This window comes from Methylomagnum ishizawai (assembly GCF_900155475.1).
In the GTDB taxonomy this organism is placed as follows: domain Bacteria; phylum Pseudomonadota; class Gammaproteobacteria; order Methylococcales; family Methylococcaceae; genus Methylomagnum; species Methylomagnum ishizawai_A.
The window spans coordinates 1,523,630-1,540,403 of sequence record NZ_FXAM01000001.1 but is presented as its reverse complement, the minus strand read 5'-3'; the positions used below and the strand labels follow the sequence as shown (position 1 = coordinate 1,540,403).

Annotated in this window: 1 protein-coding gene; it reads right to left on the bottom strand. The window is 66.1% G+C overall.

The annotated features are described in order from the left end of the window. Window positions 1-37 precede the first annotated feature (37 nt). Window positions 38-16,771: a PLxRFG domain-containing protein gene (locus B9N93_RS06945; RefSeq protein WP_085212150.1), complete on the bottom strand. Its 16,734-nt coding sequence runs from the start codon at window positions 16,769-16,771 to the stop codon at window positions 38-40. Window positions 16,772-16,774: the final 3 nt, after the last annotated feature.

Sequence of the window (16,774 nt, the reverse complement as noted above, 5' to 3'; positions counted from 1 at the left end):
AGGTTCCCCCTCCCGGCCTTTCCCATCCCGGCCCACCCTATTCCGTCGCCCCGAACCGGAACCGATCCCGCAATTCCCTTTCCTTCGGCGGCACATACTGCCCGCCCTCCGTCAATGCCCGCCGCCGCAACCGCGCCTTCACCGACCGCGCCACGTCGCCCCCCGAGATGGCCATATCGGGATGCTTCGCCGTGAAGGCTTCCGCCTCCGCCAGCCCCCGGCCCAGCGCTTCCGGGTCGTCCTTCATCCGCCCCCGCGCCACCGTGTCCAGGATGTCCTGCCGCCGTTCGTGTAGCGCCTTGCTGGCGTTCACATAGGCGTGGTTCTCCGCGTAGGTTTCGCCGATCCGCATCGGCGCGAACCCCAAGGCGGTCGCCAACACCTCTGCCGCGTTCACGTCCTCGACCAACTCGTCCCCCTTCAAGGTCGTCGCCCCCTCGGTCGCGTAGCGGTAAGCCTTCATCAGGTCCGCCGCCGCCTTCAACGGCACGATCTTCTCCACCGCCCGCCAGGGATGGCCGTCGCCCCACAGCTTGGCCGTGGCGAAGGCGTTCACGAACAGTTGCGCGGTCGGCCCCATGAACTGCGTCCCCCAGAACAGCGCCGCATCGTTGCCCTCAAGCTCCCGGTCCGGCTCCCGCCACCACAAATCCGCCATCGACAGCTTGCCTTGCAGGTCCACCGCCGGAACCCCCGGAATCTGCCCCACCGCCCAGGGGAACAACCCCTTGCTGATGGCGTTCCCGGCCTCCACCCCGAAAGTCTCCGCCGCCCAGCGCCGGAACCACACCTCGAACTCGAACGGCTCGTCGTCGTCGTCGGTGAATCCCTTCGCGGCCAGATTCACCGCCAGCGCGATCCCGCCCACGAACGGCAAACCCAGCGCCCCCGCGAACAACATCTGCATCCCCATGATGCCCGCCAGCGTCTTATAGGCTTCCGACCGGAAGGCGTCCTTCACCGACTGCTCCCCCTTCGCCGCCCGCAAGAACTCCTTCACCGTCCACAGGAAATTCCGCGTCAACAGCCAAGTGGTACCCAAGGAATACTGCTTGAACTGGAACACCACCCTGGGCCAGTCGCCGCGCATGAAACGGGCACGGTTCCACTGGGCATAATCGTAATGGGTGTCATGCAACACCTTCTCCGCATAGGCATACGCGGTGTCGAAACCATCCCCCGCCGCCCGCGCCAACCGGAACGCCGCCACGAACGACACCTCCCGGTTGAAGCGCTCCGCATGGTGGAACATTCCCGCCATCACCCGCCGCAGCGCCCGGCGCGGGGCCATCAGCAAGGCCGGATCGTTGGAAAGTTCGCTGGTATCGTGCGCCAGGGTCTTATCCAGCATCCCGCGCCGCCGCACCCGGTACAGCGCCCGCTGCTCGATGGCGTCCAAACCGCCGGTCTCGATGGAAATATCCCCCTCCCGGTTCCGCGCCCCCTTGAAAAAATCCCCCAGCGCCTTGCCGAACGCCGCGTGGGTCGGGCCGAACCCGAACCGCGCCGCCACCACCGGCATCGTCATGATGGGCGTCTGCAAGGTGTTCACCAGCGCCGCCGCCGGGCTGATGCCCATGTGCATCGCGAAGCCCAGCCCGTTCAGCTTCAGCGCCATCGGGTGGATCGTCGGATTGGCCGCGTCGTCGTAGGCTTTCCGCATCTCGCCCAGCGCCAGCGCCGCCGCCCGCTCCTTGTTCCCGGCCCGGATCGAACCCGCCTGCGCGAGAATCCGCCGCTGCCGGGCGATGGCCCGCGCCAGCGCCACCGAATCCTTCCCGAACAACCGCCGGGCCTCCTGGATGCGCTTCCGCTCGGTCACATCCTCCACCCGGTCCATGCCCACCTCGAAATCCAGTTTCGGCACCCCCATCCAATCCCGCTGATAGGTCTCCAGCGCCCCGAGCTTCGCCACCGCCGCCCCGAAGCTGTTCAAGGTGCCCGCCGCCCGCAAGGCTTGCTCGGCCTCGTCCAGCGCGTCGGACGCCTGATAGCCATGCTTCACCCTGGCGATATTGTGGGCGTCGTGGACCGCCTTGCTCGCCAAGGCCCGCAGCACATCCCGCGAAAACCCCGGCGTCTTCTTCCGATGCAGCCAATGCTTCTGCGCCGACACCTCCGGCAAGCGCCGCAGGAACCCCTGGTACATCGCGTCCCGGATCGCCTGTACCTCCGGCGACTCGCCGAGACCCGCCAGCAGCGTATCCACCTCCGCCACATAGGCCGGGTCGATCAAGCGCATTTGGCTTTCGTCCGGCACGTTCAACCCATGCCCCAGGAACTCCAAATCCGGGTTCGCCTTGATCTCCGCGATCCGCTCGTCCGCCTGCCGCGAAGTCTCGAACCGCTCGTAATGCACCGCGCCCGGCTTCACATACGCCGTCTTTTCCAGCAGGCCGCTTTCCCGGATGCGCTGCGCCACCTCCCGCGACCGCCGCACCCCGAACAGCATCCCGCCCCGCGCCCGGCTATATTTCCCGCCCAAGGACTTCAACCACTCCTCATGCTCCCGCATTTCCCGCCCGGCCACCAACAACCGCCCATTCCCGAGCGTTTGCAGCGTCAGGGGCACATCGAACTCCGAACTATCCTGCTCCTTGCTGGCCACCCAGAACCGCCCGAACCGCGACAGCGGGATATACGGCCCCTGCACCCGCAGCGACTGCCGGCTCTTCCGCAGCGAAGCCATGATCTTGGCCTTCTGCTTCGCGTCCATTTCCAGGTCGTTGATCTTGCGTTCCAGCGCCGCGGTTTCGAGGTCCGCGATGCGGTCCTCGAACCGCACCACCGACGCGAACAGCGACCGCGCCGAATACCGCGCCGCGCCCTGGGTGTAGAACGCCGAGGCCGACAACTGCCGATACCGCCCCACCACGTCCTCCCGCGCCCGGTCGCGGTTCACCTCGTGGCCGATGGCCACGTCATAGCGCTTGCGCTGCTCGAACAGCTCGATTTGCCGCGCCGGGTTCGATCCGAGGGTATCCAGCGACTTCAACCGCCGGTTGATATGGGCGATTTGCTGCCGATAGTGCGCCACCAGCCGGTCAGCCACGAAGCGATGCACCACCGCCGAGCCATCGCGTGGCGGATTCCCCGAAGCCGCCGCCATCGCCGCTTCCAGCTTGACCGCCTCTTGCGCACCCTTGACCAGCGCCGCGTAATCCGCGCCGTCCTCCCATCCGGGTTCATCCGTGATGCCCAACCCCGCCGCCGCCCGCCGCAACATCTGCCGTTCGGTTTCCGCCGGGTTCACCCCGGTGATCGTCGCCTCCTGGAGCAATTCCGCCACCGCGTCCGCTTCCGCCGGATGGGCCGCGTACAGCTTCTCGAAGGGGATGCCGATCCGGTTGGCGAAATATTCCCGCACCTGCCCCGCCACCGCCTCCCGCGCCGCCATCGCCGGTACGAAGCGCTGTTCCAGCACCGGCAGGTATCCCTGGGCCAGTTCGGCGTTCATCCGCACCGTGAAACCGCCCAGCGCCAGGGCTTTCGCGTCGTCCGCCAGCCCGTCGAAGCCGTCGCCCAAATCCCGCCACCCACGCTTCAACAGCCGCGCCGCCCGGCCCATTTCCCGTGCGGAAGACTGGACTGCGGCGGGGTCGGGTTCCTGGTCGGCCCGGCTGTAGAGGATTTTCTGTAGGGCCGGGTCTATTCGTTCACCCGGCTGGCGTAGAGCTTCTCCCAATAGCCCTCCCCACATATCTCCGCCTGCTCCGCGTACCAGGGTATTGGTGATAACCGTTCTTTTAAGCGTAGCGCTCCCAGCCTTAGCCGCTCTTCCTCCTCGGGACTGAGCGGCGGCAAGCTTGAAATCAGGGTCGCCCACGAACTGGCCGTCGCGGGTGTTTCGGAAGGCTCGGGCATCGAAGTCATAAACAACATCCTTTATTTCGGGAAAAGCTTCGGTCACGGCATGATAAGACGCCAGCAACAGCGTTTCCAGGTTGTGCGCGTCGTCGCCGTCCTTCCAGGCCAGCCCCCACCGCTTCCAGAACCCCTCCTGCCGGGGGTGGGGCCGGAGATGCCGGGTGGTGCCGTATTTCAGCGCCGACGACAGCATATTTTCCGTGCGGCGGAACAAAGCCTCGTCCGACAACCCCTCCGGGTCGCCGATGAACACCTTGCCGTTGTTGTGGGCATAAGCCGACACCAGCGCGTACAGGGCGCTGCCGCCCCCGCCCTCGGTCAACGAAGCGGCGTTGACGATCACCCGGCCTTGCCGGTCCTCCCGTACCGTGGCGGGATCGCCGTTCGGCATCTGAACAAACCACAGATGGCGGTTCTCCCCGGTGGAGGAACCGCCCAGGTCGGTCACTTCCATGCCAGGATCGATCTCCGCCGCGATGTCCGCCATGTCGCCGGATTGGGGCTTGGAATACTGGAACGCCTCCGAATGCCGCGCCAACAGTTTCCACACCTCCGCCAAGCGGCCACCACCCGCCGCCCCATCGCGGCTGAACAACGGTTGTCCTTCCTCCAGCGCCGCCAGCTTCATCGCGGGCGTGATGTCCACGCCCTGCGCGACCAGGGTTCGCCCATAGCGCGGCGCGGGAGTTGCCTCATCGTCGTCCAGTTCCCAAGGTTCCGGGCGGACCTCCCGGCCCAACTCCACCGGCACCACCTTCACCCCCCACTTCTTGACGTACTTGTTCACCTCGGCGGGCAGAATCCTGTCGTAGAACCCTTTCATCCCCTCGCCGCCGACGCGCAACCCGTCGCCCTCGAAGGTTTTCACCCCCTCGACCGCCATCACCCGCTCGGCCATCTCCTTGCCGACCACCTCGTCCAGCGGCTTCCCGACCGCCTCGGCCATATCCCCGGCCAACACCTTCCCGTCCGGGCCGACCGTCAAATTCACCAGCGCCTCATACTCCCGCCGACCGACCATATCGATGTCCAGCCTCCGCCCGCCATCCGGGTCGGCGTTCACGAGGATGCTGTCCACCTGCCGGTTCAGCTCATACCGTTCCGTCTGCACCGCCCCCGGTGCCCACGCGATCCGGTCGAAGCCGTTTTCGGCGGCGTAGCGGATCATGCGCTTCATCGCCAACAGCGCCCACGATTGCTTGAACGGCGCATCGGGTACGAACTTTTGTATGTGCCTCGAATTATCGGCATCTACCCTGCGCTGCGCGTCCTGCTCACGCATATAGCGCCCATATTCGCCATCCGGCCCGATAACGGCCCACTCCCCGAAACTATCGCCATCATCCTTCCGCTCAACCCGAAAAGCCTGAATGCTCGGCTTATACCCCCGCTTCCGCCCCTCTTGATGCCAATCGCTCTGCACCTCTTCCAGGAACAACACCCGCCGCCCCTCGGCGTCCGCCCGTTCGTTCAACCTGATATGGGCCAGGATATTGGGTTCCCGCCAATGGCCGGAGCGATAGGACAGCGCAATATCGGGCACTTGGATACGGCCATAATCCAAGGTGGCCCCGCGCCGGTTCTGATCATCCACATGATCCCTGGCCGATGCCTCGGTCGAAAAGGTATCCACCACTTCACCCGAACGGGGATCGAAAACCTCCCACGCATCGCGCATCTTGGGCGGCAAGGTCAACAACACTTCCCGATACCCGCCGCCGCCCGGCACTTGGTATTTCCGAAAATCCATGGTCCCGATAGAGGCATTTTCCGGCGATTGAACCTCCTCCACCCTGATCTCGTTCTGCGCCAGGAAATCCAGCAACTCTGCCTTGCCCACCGAACCCCCGCGCCCGGCCAGCCATTCCTTCACCCCCGACCACTCGACTTCCTCCGCCTTCACGCCGGGAGCCTTGTCGATCATCGCCGCCCACTGGCTACCCGGTGCCTTGGGCTGCTTCATGGCCTGCACGGCGCGGGTCAACGCCGAGTAGAACATCGGCGCGAGGTTGAACTGGCTAGCCAATCTCCGCGAATCCGTGGAGATTGAAGCCGCATTCCGCCGCACCGCCGCCCGCGCCAAGGCCGCGAAATCCCGCGCCGTCAACTCGAACCCGCGCTTTCGCAGCCACTCCCCGAGCGGCGAGGCATACAGCGCCGCCCGCAAGGCCGCGACCACCTCCCGGACCCAGGCCCGCACCCGCGCCGACAGCCGCGCCCGATCCTTGCCATCCAGCCGGGTCACGTATTCGACCAGATAGGCGATGCGCTCTTCGTCGGCATCGGCGGGGTTAAGCGCGTTGTCGCGCAATAACCGTTGCACCTGCGCCTCGGCCCGCACCGCCGCCGCGTCCCCGGCCCCGACCAGTTCATGGAACCGCGCCGCGAATTCCGGGAAGCGCCCGCCCAGCCAGTCCACCAGCCCGCCATGCACCCCGGTCTCGTGCAGGAACACCCCGACCGCATCCCCCGCCCGGATATTCGGCGCGACCAAGTACACCCGGCCCTCCTTGAACAGCGCCTTGTCGTTAGGTCCTGCCTCGGGCGCGAACCGGCGTAGCGCCTGCCAGGAATCCAAGATGTACAAGCGCTTCGCCCGCTCCAAGCGCCGGACCCGCCGGTCCCCGAAGCGCTTGGCCAGTTCGGCGCGGATGGATTCCGGCGTACCGCCGCCCTGGTCAGCCTCCCAGGAAAACCTGTGGCGCGAAAACTTACCGGCTTCCCCTGCTTCTCGCGCCGCCACCGCCCCCGCCGGAAGCATCTCCCTTTCCCCGCCGCTGACCGGCTCCACCTCCAGGCTCCACCGGCTTTCGCGGTCCATATCGGCGGAATTGCCGGGCGGCACCAACCGGCCCACCACCCAATCCCCTTCCCGCCCCTCGAACCGCACCACATCGCCGACCTTCACCCCCTTGGGCGTGGCCGCACGTGGCCTGTCCGGCGCGGGCGCGGAAACCTGTCCCACCGTGGCCGGACCCACCCCGGCCATCGGCGGGCGTTCAAACGGCCTGGCCTCGAACACCGGCAAATTGTTCTCGTCGCGCAAGTCGGTATAGGGCACCGCCCGGACCTTCTCGCCATCGTCCACCAGCACCCACCAGTTGTCCCGGCCCCACCGATGGCTTTGCACGGTGGCCGTGCGCCGCTCCTGGGTGGGCCGGACATCGCCCTGATTCGCCGGAACCAACCAGCCGTACCCCTCGATCAAATCGGCTCCGAGCGGATCATCGCCGCGTTTGAAGGGCCGCGCCCAACCATAGCCCGGCACCTTGTAGACCGTAGGCGCTTCCTCATCTTTCAGGAACACATCCGTCCCTGTGGGCGCACCGTTCCGCAGCCAGGCCGGAGCCGCCGCCGGGAAATCGGCCAAGTCCCGTTCCGTCTGGGCCAGCAGTTCCCGCTTCTTCTTCAACGCGGTTTCCTGTCCGAACGGTGTTTCCGCCGCCATCTGGAACTTGGCGATGGCTGACTCGTTATCCCGGATACGCTCCTGGAGGTTCTCCACGGCGCGGGGCAACGCCCGCAACTTGCCCTCGATACTGGCGATGGTGCCCTCGGCATAATGCGTCACGTCCACCTGGGCATAGCGACTACCGGGCCGGTGCAGTTCCACCGTGATTTCGATCATCCCCCCGGCGGTCGCCCGGTTGCGCCAGCGCAGGGCGAAGCCGCGGAATTCCCCCAACGGATGCCAATCGAAATCCAGGACACCCTTGAACACCTGGGCCATGGCCTCCTGCGCCGCCTTGCGTTCGGCATAGGACTTGCCATCCACCACCATCGCGAACGGCCTGTCCTTCTCCGCCGCCCACAGGTCCGCATCACCCCGATACGCGGCCAGCCGCGCCTCCAGATCGACGTTATCCTCCACCAACCGCCGCGCCTGCCGCTGGGCATCCTCGATCCCCTGCGAGTGCATCCGCTCCCGCATTTCCAGCTTGCGCACATCGGCCTTCAGCTTCTCCCGAACCAGGATGCGCGGGTCGCCGCTGGCCGAACTCAACGACTCGGCCAGGTCGTCCATCCCCTCGCCCTCGTCCAGGTTCACGGCATCGCCCTCGATGACGCGCACCGACGCATCGGCCTTCAGGAACGCCGTGATGAATTTCTGCTTCACCGCCAGGACTTGCCAGCGCCGCCCGTCCAGTCCTTCCGTCAAATAGCGGTATTCCAACACCGTATTCCATCTATTCCCCTGCCGCTGGCCGCGTCCATTGCGCTGTTCCAGCAAGCCCGGCATCCATGGCGCGTCCAAGTGGTGCATGGCCCGCAGGTTCGCCTGCATGTTCACGCCCACGCCCAGCGTGGCGGAACTCCCGATCACCACCCGGATGTCCGCCCGGTTCATGGCTTCGGCGATATCCCTGCGCTTATCCTTCGAGGTATCGCCCGTGACGATGGCGATTTGCTCGCGGGGCACCCCGCCCGCCACCAGCTTGTCCACGATATCCTTGGCGATATTGAACTTGGGCACCTTCTGTCCACGCTGCACGCTGGAATCGTTATAGCCGCGCTCCATGAAAATCACCTGGGTGGCCAGGGGATGTTCATGGTAATGGGCCAGGACGTTCCGCACCGCCCGGTTCACCTTGCTGTTCGGATCGTCCGGCGCGGACAGGTCGTACAGCCGCGCATCGAACCCGGCATTCCCCGCCGCCGTCTCCACCAGGATGGGAGAACGCGGATCACCGGACAGCATGATTTCCCGCCGCTCCCGCTTGGTCGCGCTCTTGAACGACCGCGCCCGGCCAATCAATTCCGCGAGGATGGACCGCTGGACCGGGTTCATCTCGGCGGTTTCATTCACGATCTTCTTATACGGACGCCCCGCCGGGTGTTCGTTCCGCCCGTTCAAAAGCTCGTCGCGCTCGGCCTCGGTCAAATCCTTGTCGAAGTTGGTCTTGCCGCTGGCCGTGGCCCTGGGCTTGAACTCCGGCATCTCGTCGGCGAACACGATATGCATGAACTGCCCGGCCATCCGCCGCAGTTCCGCCACGTTCACGAACGCCGCCAACCGCGACACCGGCTCGTACTCCCCGGTCGCGGTCAACTCCACGTCGGTGGTCTGGTCGGCGAAGGTGTTGAACCACGCATCCCAGTTCTTCACCCCGTCCCGCGCCATGTCCTCGTCCATGACGTAGCGCATCAGGTTGTAGATTTCGTTCAGCGTGTTGGTGATGGGCGTGCCGGTGAACACATGCACCCCCTTCCCGCCGCTGATCGACCGCACATAGTCGGTCAGGAACCGCAAGGTGATGGACCTATCGGACGTGCCGGTATTCAAACCCTTGAGCTTCATCCGGGTCGCCAGCGGCGGTTTCTTGAACTCGTGGGCCTCGTCCACCAGGATCATGTCGATCCCCAAGTCCTCGAAAATCACCGCGTCCGGCCTGGACGCCCGCACCGCCATGTCCGCGACCTTCTTCTTGATGGCGTTCCGCGCCTTCACCAACTGCTTGGCGGTGGACGACCGGACCTTTTTCATGGCCTCCTCGTCGTCCATCATGCCCGGCGTCAGATCGGCACCATCATCCTGCGCCGCGTCCATGGCCTCCTCTTCCAACGCGGCAATATCAGCCTCGGCCAGACCCTTCAAGGTTTTTTCCGACAGGGCGAAGCGGTCGATCAAGGAATGCGGCACTACCACCGCGTCCCAATCGTCGTTGGCGATACGCCGCAACGTGGTCGGGAGGGTATCCGGCGTCAGGTTATCCACATACAGCACCTTCGCCGCCGGATACATCTCCTGGATTTCCGCCGCCACGCTGGCACTGTTGGCGTTGTGGGCGAAGATCACCGGCTTCCGGGCCAAGCCATAGCGGCGCGATTCCACCGCCAGCCCGCCCATCGTGAACGTCTTCCCGGTCCCGACCTCGTGCGCGTAGATGCCCTTCCCGTTGGCGATGCCCCGCCAAATGGCATCCTGCTGATGGGACCGGAGGTTGAATTCCCCCTGGCCACGATGCAGCGCCATCCCCTCGAAGGTCAGGAACGCACCATCGAACTGCGGTTCCGCCGCCGCATTCATCGTCTCGTTATAAGCCCGCTCCAACTCGATCCGACGGGCGGCATCCTTCCATACCCATTCCCCGTACTTCTCCCGGATCGCCCCAGCCTTCTCGTTCGCCGCCTTGCTCCGGGCCTCGTCCACCACCAGGTTGCCGTCCTTGTCCGGCACCCGGATGGTGATGCTGGTGTTGTTCATCGCCGCCTGGACCAACCCTGAAAACGGATGGAACGGCACCCCGTGCAGGTTGGTCGCTTCCGGCTTGTTGTTGATCCAGGTCTCCAGTTTCACCTTCCAGCCGTTCGGCATGGGCCGGATATTGATATCCCCAACCTCCTTCCCCGACACCCCGACCAGCCCGGCCACGAACTGCCGGTAATATTCGGCTGGCACCCACGGTGCCCCCAGCTTGGCCTCGATGGAAAAATACGGGATGTCCGGCGGAATCACCGGCCTCAGGGCTTCGATATTCGCCGCCATGTCCTGGCCCGCGTCCTGCGCCTCGATAGCCTCGCGCAGCTTGCGCCGCACGTTGCCCGACAAGTACACGTCCCGCACCTCGTAGCTTCCGGCGGGTGTCCTGAACACCGCCCCCGCGCCCAGGAGTTCCGCCGCGACGGCCTCCTCTGTGGTCCGCGCCAACTCCGCCACCCGCGCCAGATCGACCTGGGCCGACTCGTTCCGCATCAAGACGAAGGCATCGCGGATACCGGGATTGGCGGGCCGCGCCTTCGCCCGCATCGTGGGCTGCGACAGAATCGCCGCAGGTTCGTAGCGGCCTTCCGGTGTCCGGGTTTCCAGTGCCGCCAGCGCCGGATAGTACGGGTCGCGCACATCCTTCAGGATTTTCAATCCTTTGGATTCGGCCAACGGCCCATGCTCATCTACAAACGCCCGATACTGGCCAGCCAAAGCCAACCGCGCCACTTCTGGAGCCGCACCCGACCGTTCGGCGGCAATCAGCGCGTCATAGGCTTCGCGCATGCCCACCAAGGCACGGACCTGCGCCTCCCGCTTGGCGGTTTCAGCCGCCGATTTCATCCGGTAATTCTTCACATCGGCCAGCGCCGCCAGCCGCTCGCCCTGGACCACGAACAACCCGCCCGCCTTCACCACCACCGCGCCCTCGCGGTCCTTCACGGTATTATTGATGTAGCTGACATTCCCCAGGCTCTCACGCCGGGTCATGATGTTTTCCGGTACCAACTGCGGCAACTTCCGCAACCAGCGCTCGAAATCCTCCGTCCGGTTCACGATCATCCCGTCCCGGCCTTGCGTCGTGCCGCGCCCCACAGCCATTTCGCCCAGGATGTTGGCCGGATGCTTCTGCCAGAAGCGGTTCACCCGCACGTCCGAGCCGTCGCTACGCTGGCCGATCACATGGTCGGCCTCCATCCACTCCTCGGCGGGAATCCCGTTCGGCACCCCTTCGCCCTTTTTCTGGAACACCAGGATGTCCGTCACCACCTTGGTCCCGGCGTAATCCTGGAATGCCCCCGTAGGCAACCGGTACGCCGCCACCAGATTCCCCGCCTTGGACAGCGCCAAACGCACCGTCCTCCCCTGCTTGTCCATCGAACCGGCGGACGTGATGCCGACCACCAGCCCACCGGGCCGCACCTGGTCCAGGGCTTTCAGGAAGAAATAATCATGGAGGGAAGGCGCGTACTTGTTGTAGCGCCGGTCGGATGGACCTTGCGCCGCGAACGGCCAATTGCCGATCACCACATCGTAGAAATCGTCCGCCGTCTGCGACTCCTCGTAGCCCTTGCGCTGGATATTGGCATCCGGGTACAGGAACCGCGTCATACCGGCGGTCATCTGGTCCAGTTCAATCCCGGTCAAGTCACTGGACGCCATCAAATGCCGGGGCATCAGCGCGAAGAAATTGCCGATCCCCATGGACGGCTCCAACACCCGCCCACCGATAAAACCCATGCGCTCGACCATGCCCCACAGTGCTTCCACCGTGGGCGGGTCGGTATAGTGCGCGTTGAGGATGGACCCTTGGGCCGACTTCCAAGCCTCCTCGCCCAAGTGTTCGCGCAGCCAATCGTTTTCCGCCTGCCAGCCCTCCCGGTACACCGGCTTGGCCCAAGACCCTTGGAACAACTCCTGGCCGAACGACCCCCACCCCATATAAGCCGCCAGGGCGTCCCGTTCTTCCGGGGTCGGCTGGCGGTTCTCGTCCACCAGGGTGTTATAGGCCTCGATGGCCCGCCGATTACGCCGGAAGCGTTCCTTCGGCCCGCCGCCAACAATGGCTTTCGGGTCGGTCAAGTGATAGTTCGGCAGGCGCGTCTGTTCGCCGCCGTCCACCTCCACCCGCAGTTCCGGGGTTACGCCGGGTTCTTCGGCGGCCTTTTTTCGACGCTTGCCTTTGCCGCCCGCCGCGCTTGCGACTGCGCCACCAGCTCCTGCCCGTGGTCCAGGGCTTGCTGTAGCTCCGTCCACGGTCCCGGCGTTTGAGTCCAGGGTACCCCCCAGTCCTCCAGGTGTTGCCGCCACCAACGATCCTCCGCCGGAGTCCCGTTCGCCTCGGCCTCCCGTTCCCACTCCAGGAACCTCTCCGCCTGCCGCCTCTCCGTTGGCGGCAGGTTCTCCAACGGATCGTCCTCCTCCGGCTCCATCAACAGCCACCCCTGTTCCGCCTGTTCCCGGCTGTCCGGCCAGCCCATGCCGCCCTTCAGGTTGCGGTCCTCTTCCTCTATCGCCAGGTTTTCCAGCACGAACGCCAGCTTTTCCAGCAGCCTCAACGCCTTCATCCGCTGGTACATCTTCGGGCGATATTCCTTCCAATACGCGATCATGGCCTTCTGCTTGGGCGTTCCCATCGCTTGCGTCATGTCCGCTTCCTGGAACCTCCGCGCCGTCCTCCGCACCCACTGCTCGAAGTCCGGGCCGTCCTGCGCTGGTGGGGTTGGATTGGGTGGGTTGTTCATGGGTTTGCTCCTGTGGTTGGTTCGGTTCGGCAACCGGCGCGGCCAAGTTCGCCGCATCCCACCCCCGGTACCAATCCCTAGCCAGCTTTCCGCTGGGCTTGGTGAAATAACTCGGCAACACACGGGGCTTTTTGGCCAGAAAATCGGCCACACCAGCATGATAAGCCTGTCCCTCATCCGCCGCCGGGGAAACGGACGAATCCCCGCCCGAATTTTGCGGATTCGTCCGATCATCGCCGGAGCCCCCGGCGGGCGCGGCTTCTGGTGCGGCGGACAACGGCTTAATTCCTTCCAAATCTTTTCCCGCCATCAACGCCGCATGATCCCGCCGCGACTCCTCCACCCCGGTCATGCCTTGGGTATCCAGCCCTGGATAATTCCGCGCCCCCTCCCAGAACGACAACAGGTAGGGCTTCACCGTATCGCCCAGGTCGTCCATCATCAACCGGGCATACTCGCGGAACGACCGCACCCCGCTTTCGATATACGCCCCGGCGATGACCATGCCATCGACCAGCAACTCGGGGTCCAAACCGCTATTCAACTGCCCGAGCTTCGATTTCAGCCGCGCCCGCGCCGCCGCCACCTTGTCGGCAGTGAACAGCTTGTTGTCCTTGAAGCGGTCCAGAGCTTCGGACGACGCCACCGCCCCACCCGCCCCATCCTGTACCGGCCCGGCCACGGCCTCGGGTGCGGCGGCTTCGCCCACACCACCCCCCTCCGGCAAAACCCCGAACGGAGGCGGAACCACAGCCCCGCCGTCCCCATCGCTTCGCCGCCCCGGCCCGGCCACTTCACCGGAGTCGGCTTCGCCGACATTCCCCCCGGTCGGCACCGGATCGCCGGGCCGCGCCCCCTCAGGCATAAATTCCGCCGCCGGACGCCGGGTCTTACCGCTCGCCAACCAGGACTTGAACCCGTCCGGCGACATCTCGGTCATCGCGCCCAGCCCCTTCCAGCCGCGAGCGTAATTCCGCAAATAGGCGCGTTCGGCCTCCTGGCGGCTGGAATACCCGGCCATCACCTTGTGTTCATCGAACCGGCCATCCCCGCCCACCTGATCGACCACGAACAGCGGCCCCCCATGGTCCGGCGACGTGCCCGGCTTGATGAACAGGTCGATGGGGTCCTTGTCCTTGCCCACCGTCCCCTTGATATACCCATAATGGTCGCGCATCCGCACCGACCAGGGCTTGCCGCCCGGATCGACGCCCGTACGCTCCGAGCCTTCGGGGTTCTCGATACTCAAATCCAAGCCGAACGCCCGCACATGGCCCTTTGGGTAGTTACCCGCCTCTTTCTGGGCTGGCGAAGGTTCCGGTAGCGGATTGCGCGGCGAGGTCGCGGCGGTATGCGCCGCTTGGTCGATAGGGCTGGCGGGCTTTTCGGCCACGACCCGCAACGGCCCGGCGGCGGAATCGCCCGCCTTCGCCAGCGCCTTGACCCGCTCCCGGACCCGTGCCCCATGCGCCCGGACGGCGGGCTCGTCCCAGCCGGTATGGTCCTGGACGAAGCGCAGATAATCGGCATCCCGCTTCGATTGCGTCGCCTGCGCCGTGATATACGCCGCCTTGTCCAGGTCGGACTCGAAATCCAACCCGAACCCCTGGCCCTGATACCCGAACCGGGGTTTCGCCCCCGCCAAATCCGCCGGAAGCTTGGCGGCGGGGCTTCGCGCCGCCGGGCCTGTGGACGCGACCGGAACTTGCGCCGGAGCGGGCACCGCGACCGGGGCCGGGGTGGCCGGCCCGCCGCCAGCGGTCGGCCAGGACAGCGGCACATCCTCGTCAAAGGGCGCGGGCGCGGGCGCGGCGGACGGCGGGGCCGGAGCGGTTTTCTTCGCTTTGGGCAGTTTGGCGGGCTTGATCTCTGCCTTTGGCGGTTGCTTTGCCCTACCCATCGCTTGTAACCGCGATTGGACCAAGACGCCCTGCACCACCTGCGGCAACTCGAAGAACGCCGTATCCGCCAGTCCCTCACCGGTCACGCCCAGACGGTTCAAGGCGACCTGCCGCGCTTGCGGCGATAGCTTTTGGTCCCACTTCTCCCGTGCAGCGATCACCGCTTCCCGGTAATCGGCATCGGTGGGCGCGGACACGACGGGCTGTGGCGCGGGCGCTGGAATAGGGGTTTCGGGCACAGCTTGTGGAGCTGCTTCAGCACCCTCGCCAATACTTTGCGCATCAACGGCTTGCGCGGTTCCCGGCGCGGTTTGACCACCACCCTCTTGGATAACCGTCTGCTCGGCTACATCCCCCACCGCCCGCGCCGGTTCGCCGGTCCCGCCGCCCGTGAATCCACCCGTGACGCCCCCGAGCAATCCCCCCACCGCCGCGCCCGTGGCGGCGGCATTGGCCACCCCCGCCCACGGGGATTGGGCCGGGTCGATATAATCCCGCTTGGCCTCGTTCTGGGCCCACTGCTCATAGCCACTCTGCGGCGCTTCCTGCCCCGCCTCGACCAAGGCGTTCTTGGCCAGACCGCCCACCGCCGTGCGCGACGGCGCTTCCAGGGCGCGGAACATCCCGCCGCCGGTCGCCGCGCTGGTCAGGCCCGCCACCGCGCCCGCCTTCGCGCCCACGTCCAGCGCCGCCCGCTCGGCCACCGTCCGCCAGGCCCGCGCCTGTCGCTCCAACAACGGCAAATCGCGGTCGGTTTCCAGGAAAGCCTCCCGGAACGCGGGCAGCCGGGTATAGCCCTCGGGCGGGATCGCCATGAAGTCCTGGAAAGTCTGCTCGGCATCCTGCGCCCCGGAAATCAAACCCTCCGCGCCGCCATAGGCCGCGCCCGAAGTCGCCACCTTGCCGAGCCACCCGGCCAGCCCCGGCGCGATGCCGTGTTCGACGGCCCGCTCCGCCACCTGCTCCGCCGTGAAGCCCAGCCCGGACAGCGCCGCCTTGCCCAAGCCCCCCATGGCCAGGACGCCCGGCGCGGATTCCAAGGCACCGGACAGGATGGTTTGCCCCGGATGCCCGCCCAAGGCATACGAGGTTTCCCCCGTCGCCGGGTCGGTGTCGCTGCGGATCAACTCGCCATTCAGAAGCTGTTCCCGGCCCGCCGGGGTCATGCCCGAATGCCAGTAATCCCGCGTGGACTTCGCCAGCCCGCCCAGCCAATCGAAAACCGCCGCCCGCGCATCCCGCCCCAACGGGCGCACGCCCAGCGCCCGCTCCGCCCCCAGTTCCATGCGCCCCAGCCCGGCCAGGGTCTCCGGCACCAACGCCCCGGCGCTCCCGGCCAGCACCCGCCCATAATCGCCCGCCGTGGGTGCCTGCCCCAGGGCCGCACGGTATTCCCGCAGCCGGTCGCCGATGTTCCGCGCATAGTGGGGGTCGGTGGCATAGCCGCCCGCTTTCAGGCCGTTGCCGTATTCCTCCACCGACTTCGGATGCAGCGCGGCGGCATAGCGCGGATTCCGCAGCGTCGCGCCCAGGTCGTCGAACGCTTCGGCGGGGGAGGGATAGGTCTTGAACACCGCCCGCTCCGGCGTGCCCGCGCCCTCGGTGGTGTCGAGTTCCCGGCCCTGCCCGCGATACCGGCCCTTGATCCCGAACAGGTTGTTACCGGGGACGTGCTTGCCCCAGCCGGTTTCCTGGGCCGCTTGGGCGATGAGATATTCCGGCGCGATGCCGAGCCGGGCACCGACCCGCTCCGCATGGGGGCGTAGCGCCTCGATGAAATCCCGGCGCGATTGCGCCTCCGGGGCGGGCGTTGAAGCGGGGGTTTTCAACAGCTTGGCCGCGCCCGCCAGTTCGGGTTCGGCCAGGGACAGGGCGGCACCGGCCCAACCCTTGACGCGCCCGGACAGCGGCGGGCTGTAAGGGCGTGCGGTGGAAGGATCGAACCGTGTCGTCCTCGCGGCGACAGGCTCCAACGGGGGCAACTCGAAATCATCGCCGCCGGAGGTCGAAGGAACAGCCGCAAGGGGCCGTGCGGTGGAAGGATCGAAGGCCATGAC

Bases quoted from the DNA above. Each gene is read 5' to 3' on its own strand.
- B9N93_RS06945 (WP_085212150.1), bottom strand. From the start codon at position 16,771: ATGGCCTTCGATCCTTCCACCGCACGGCCCCTTGCGGCTGTTCCTTCG.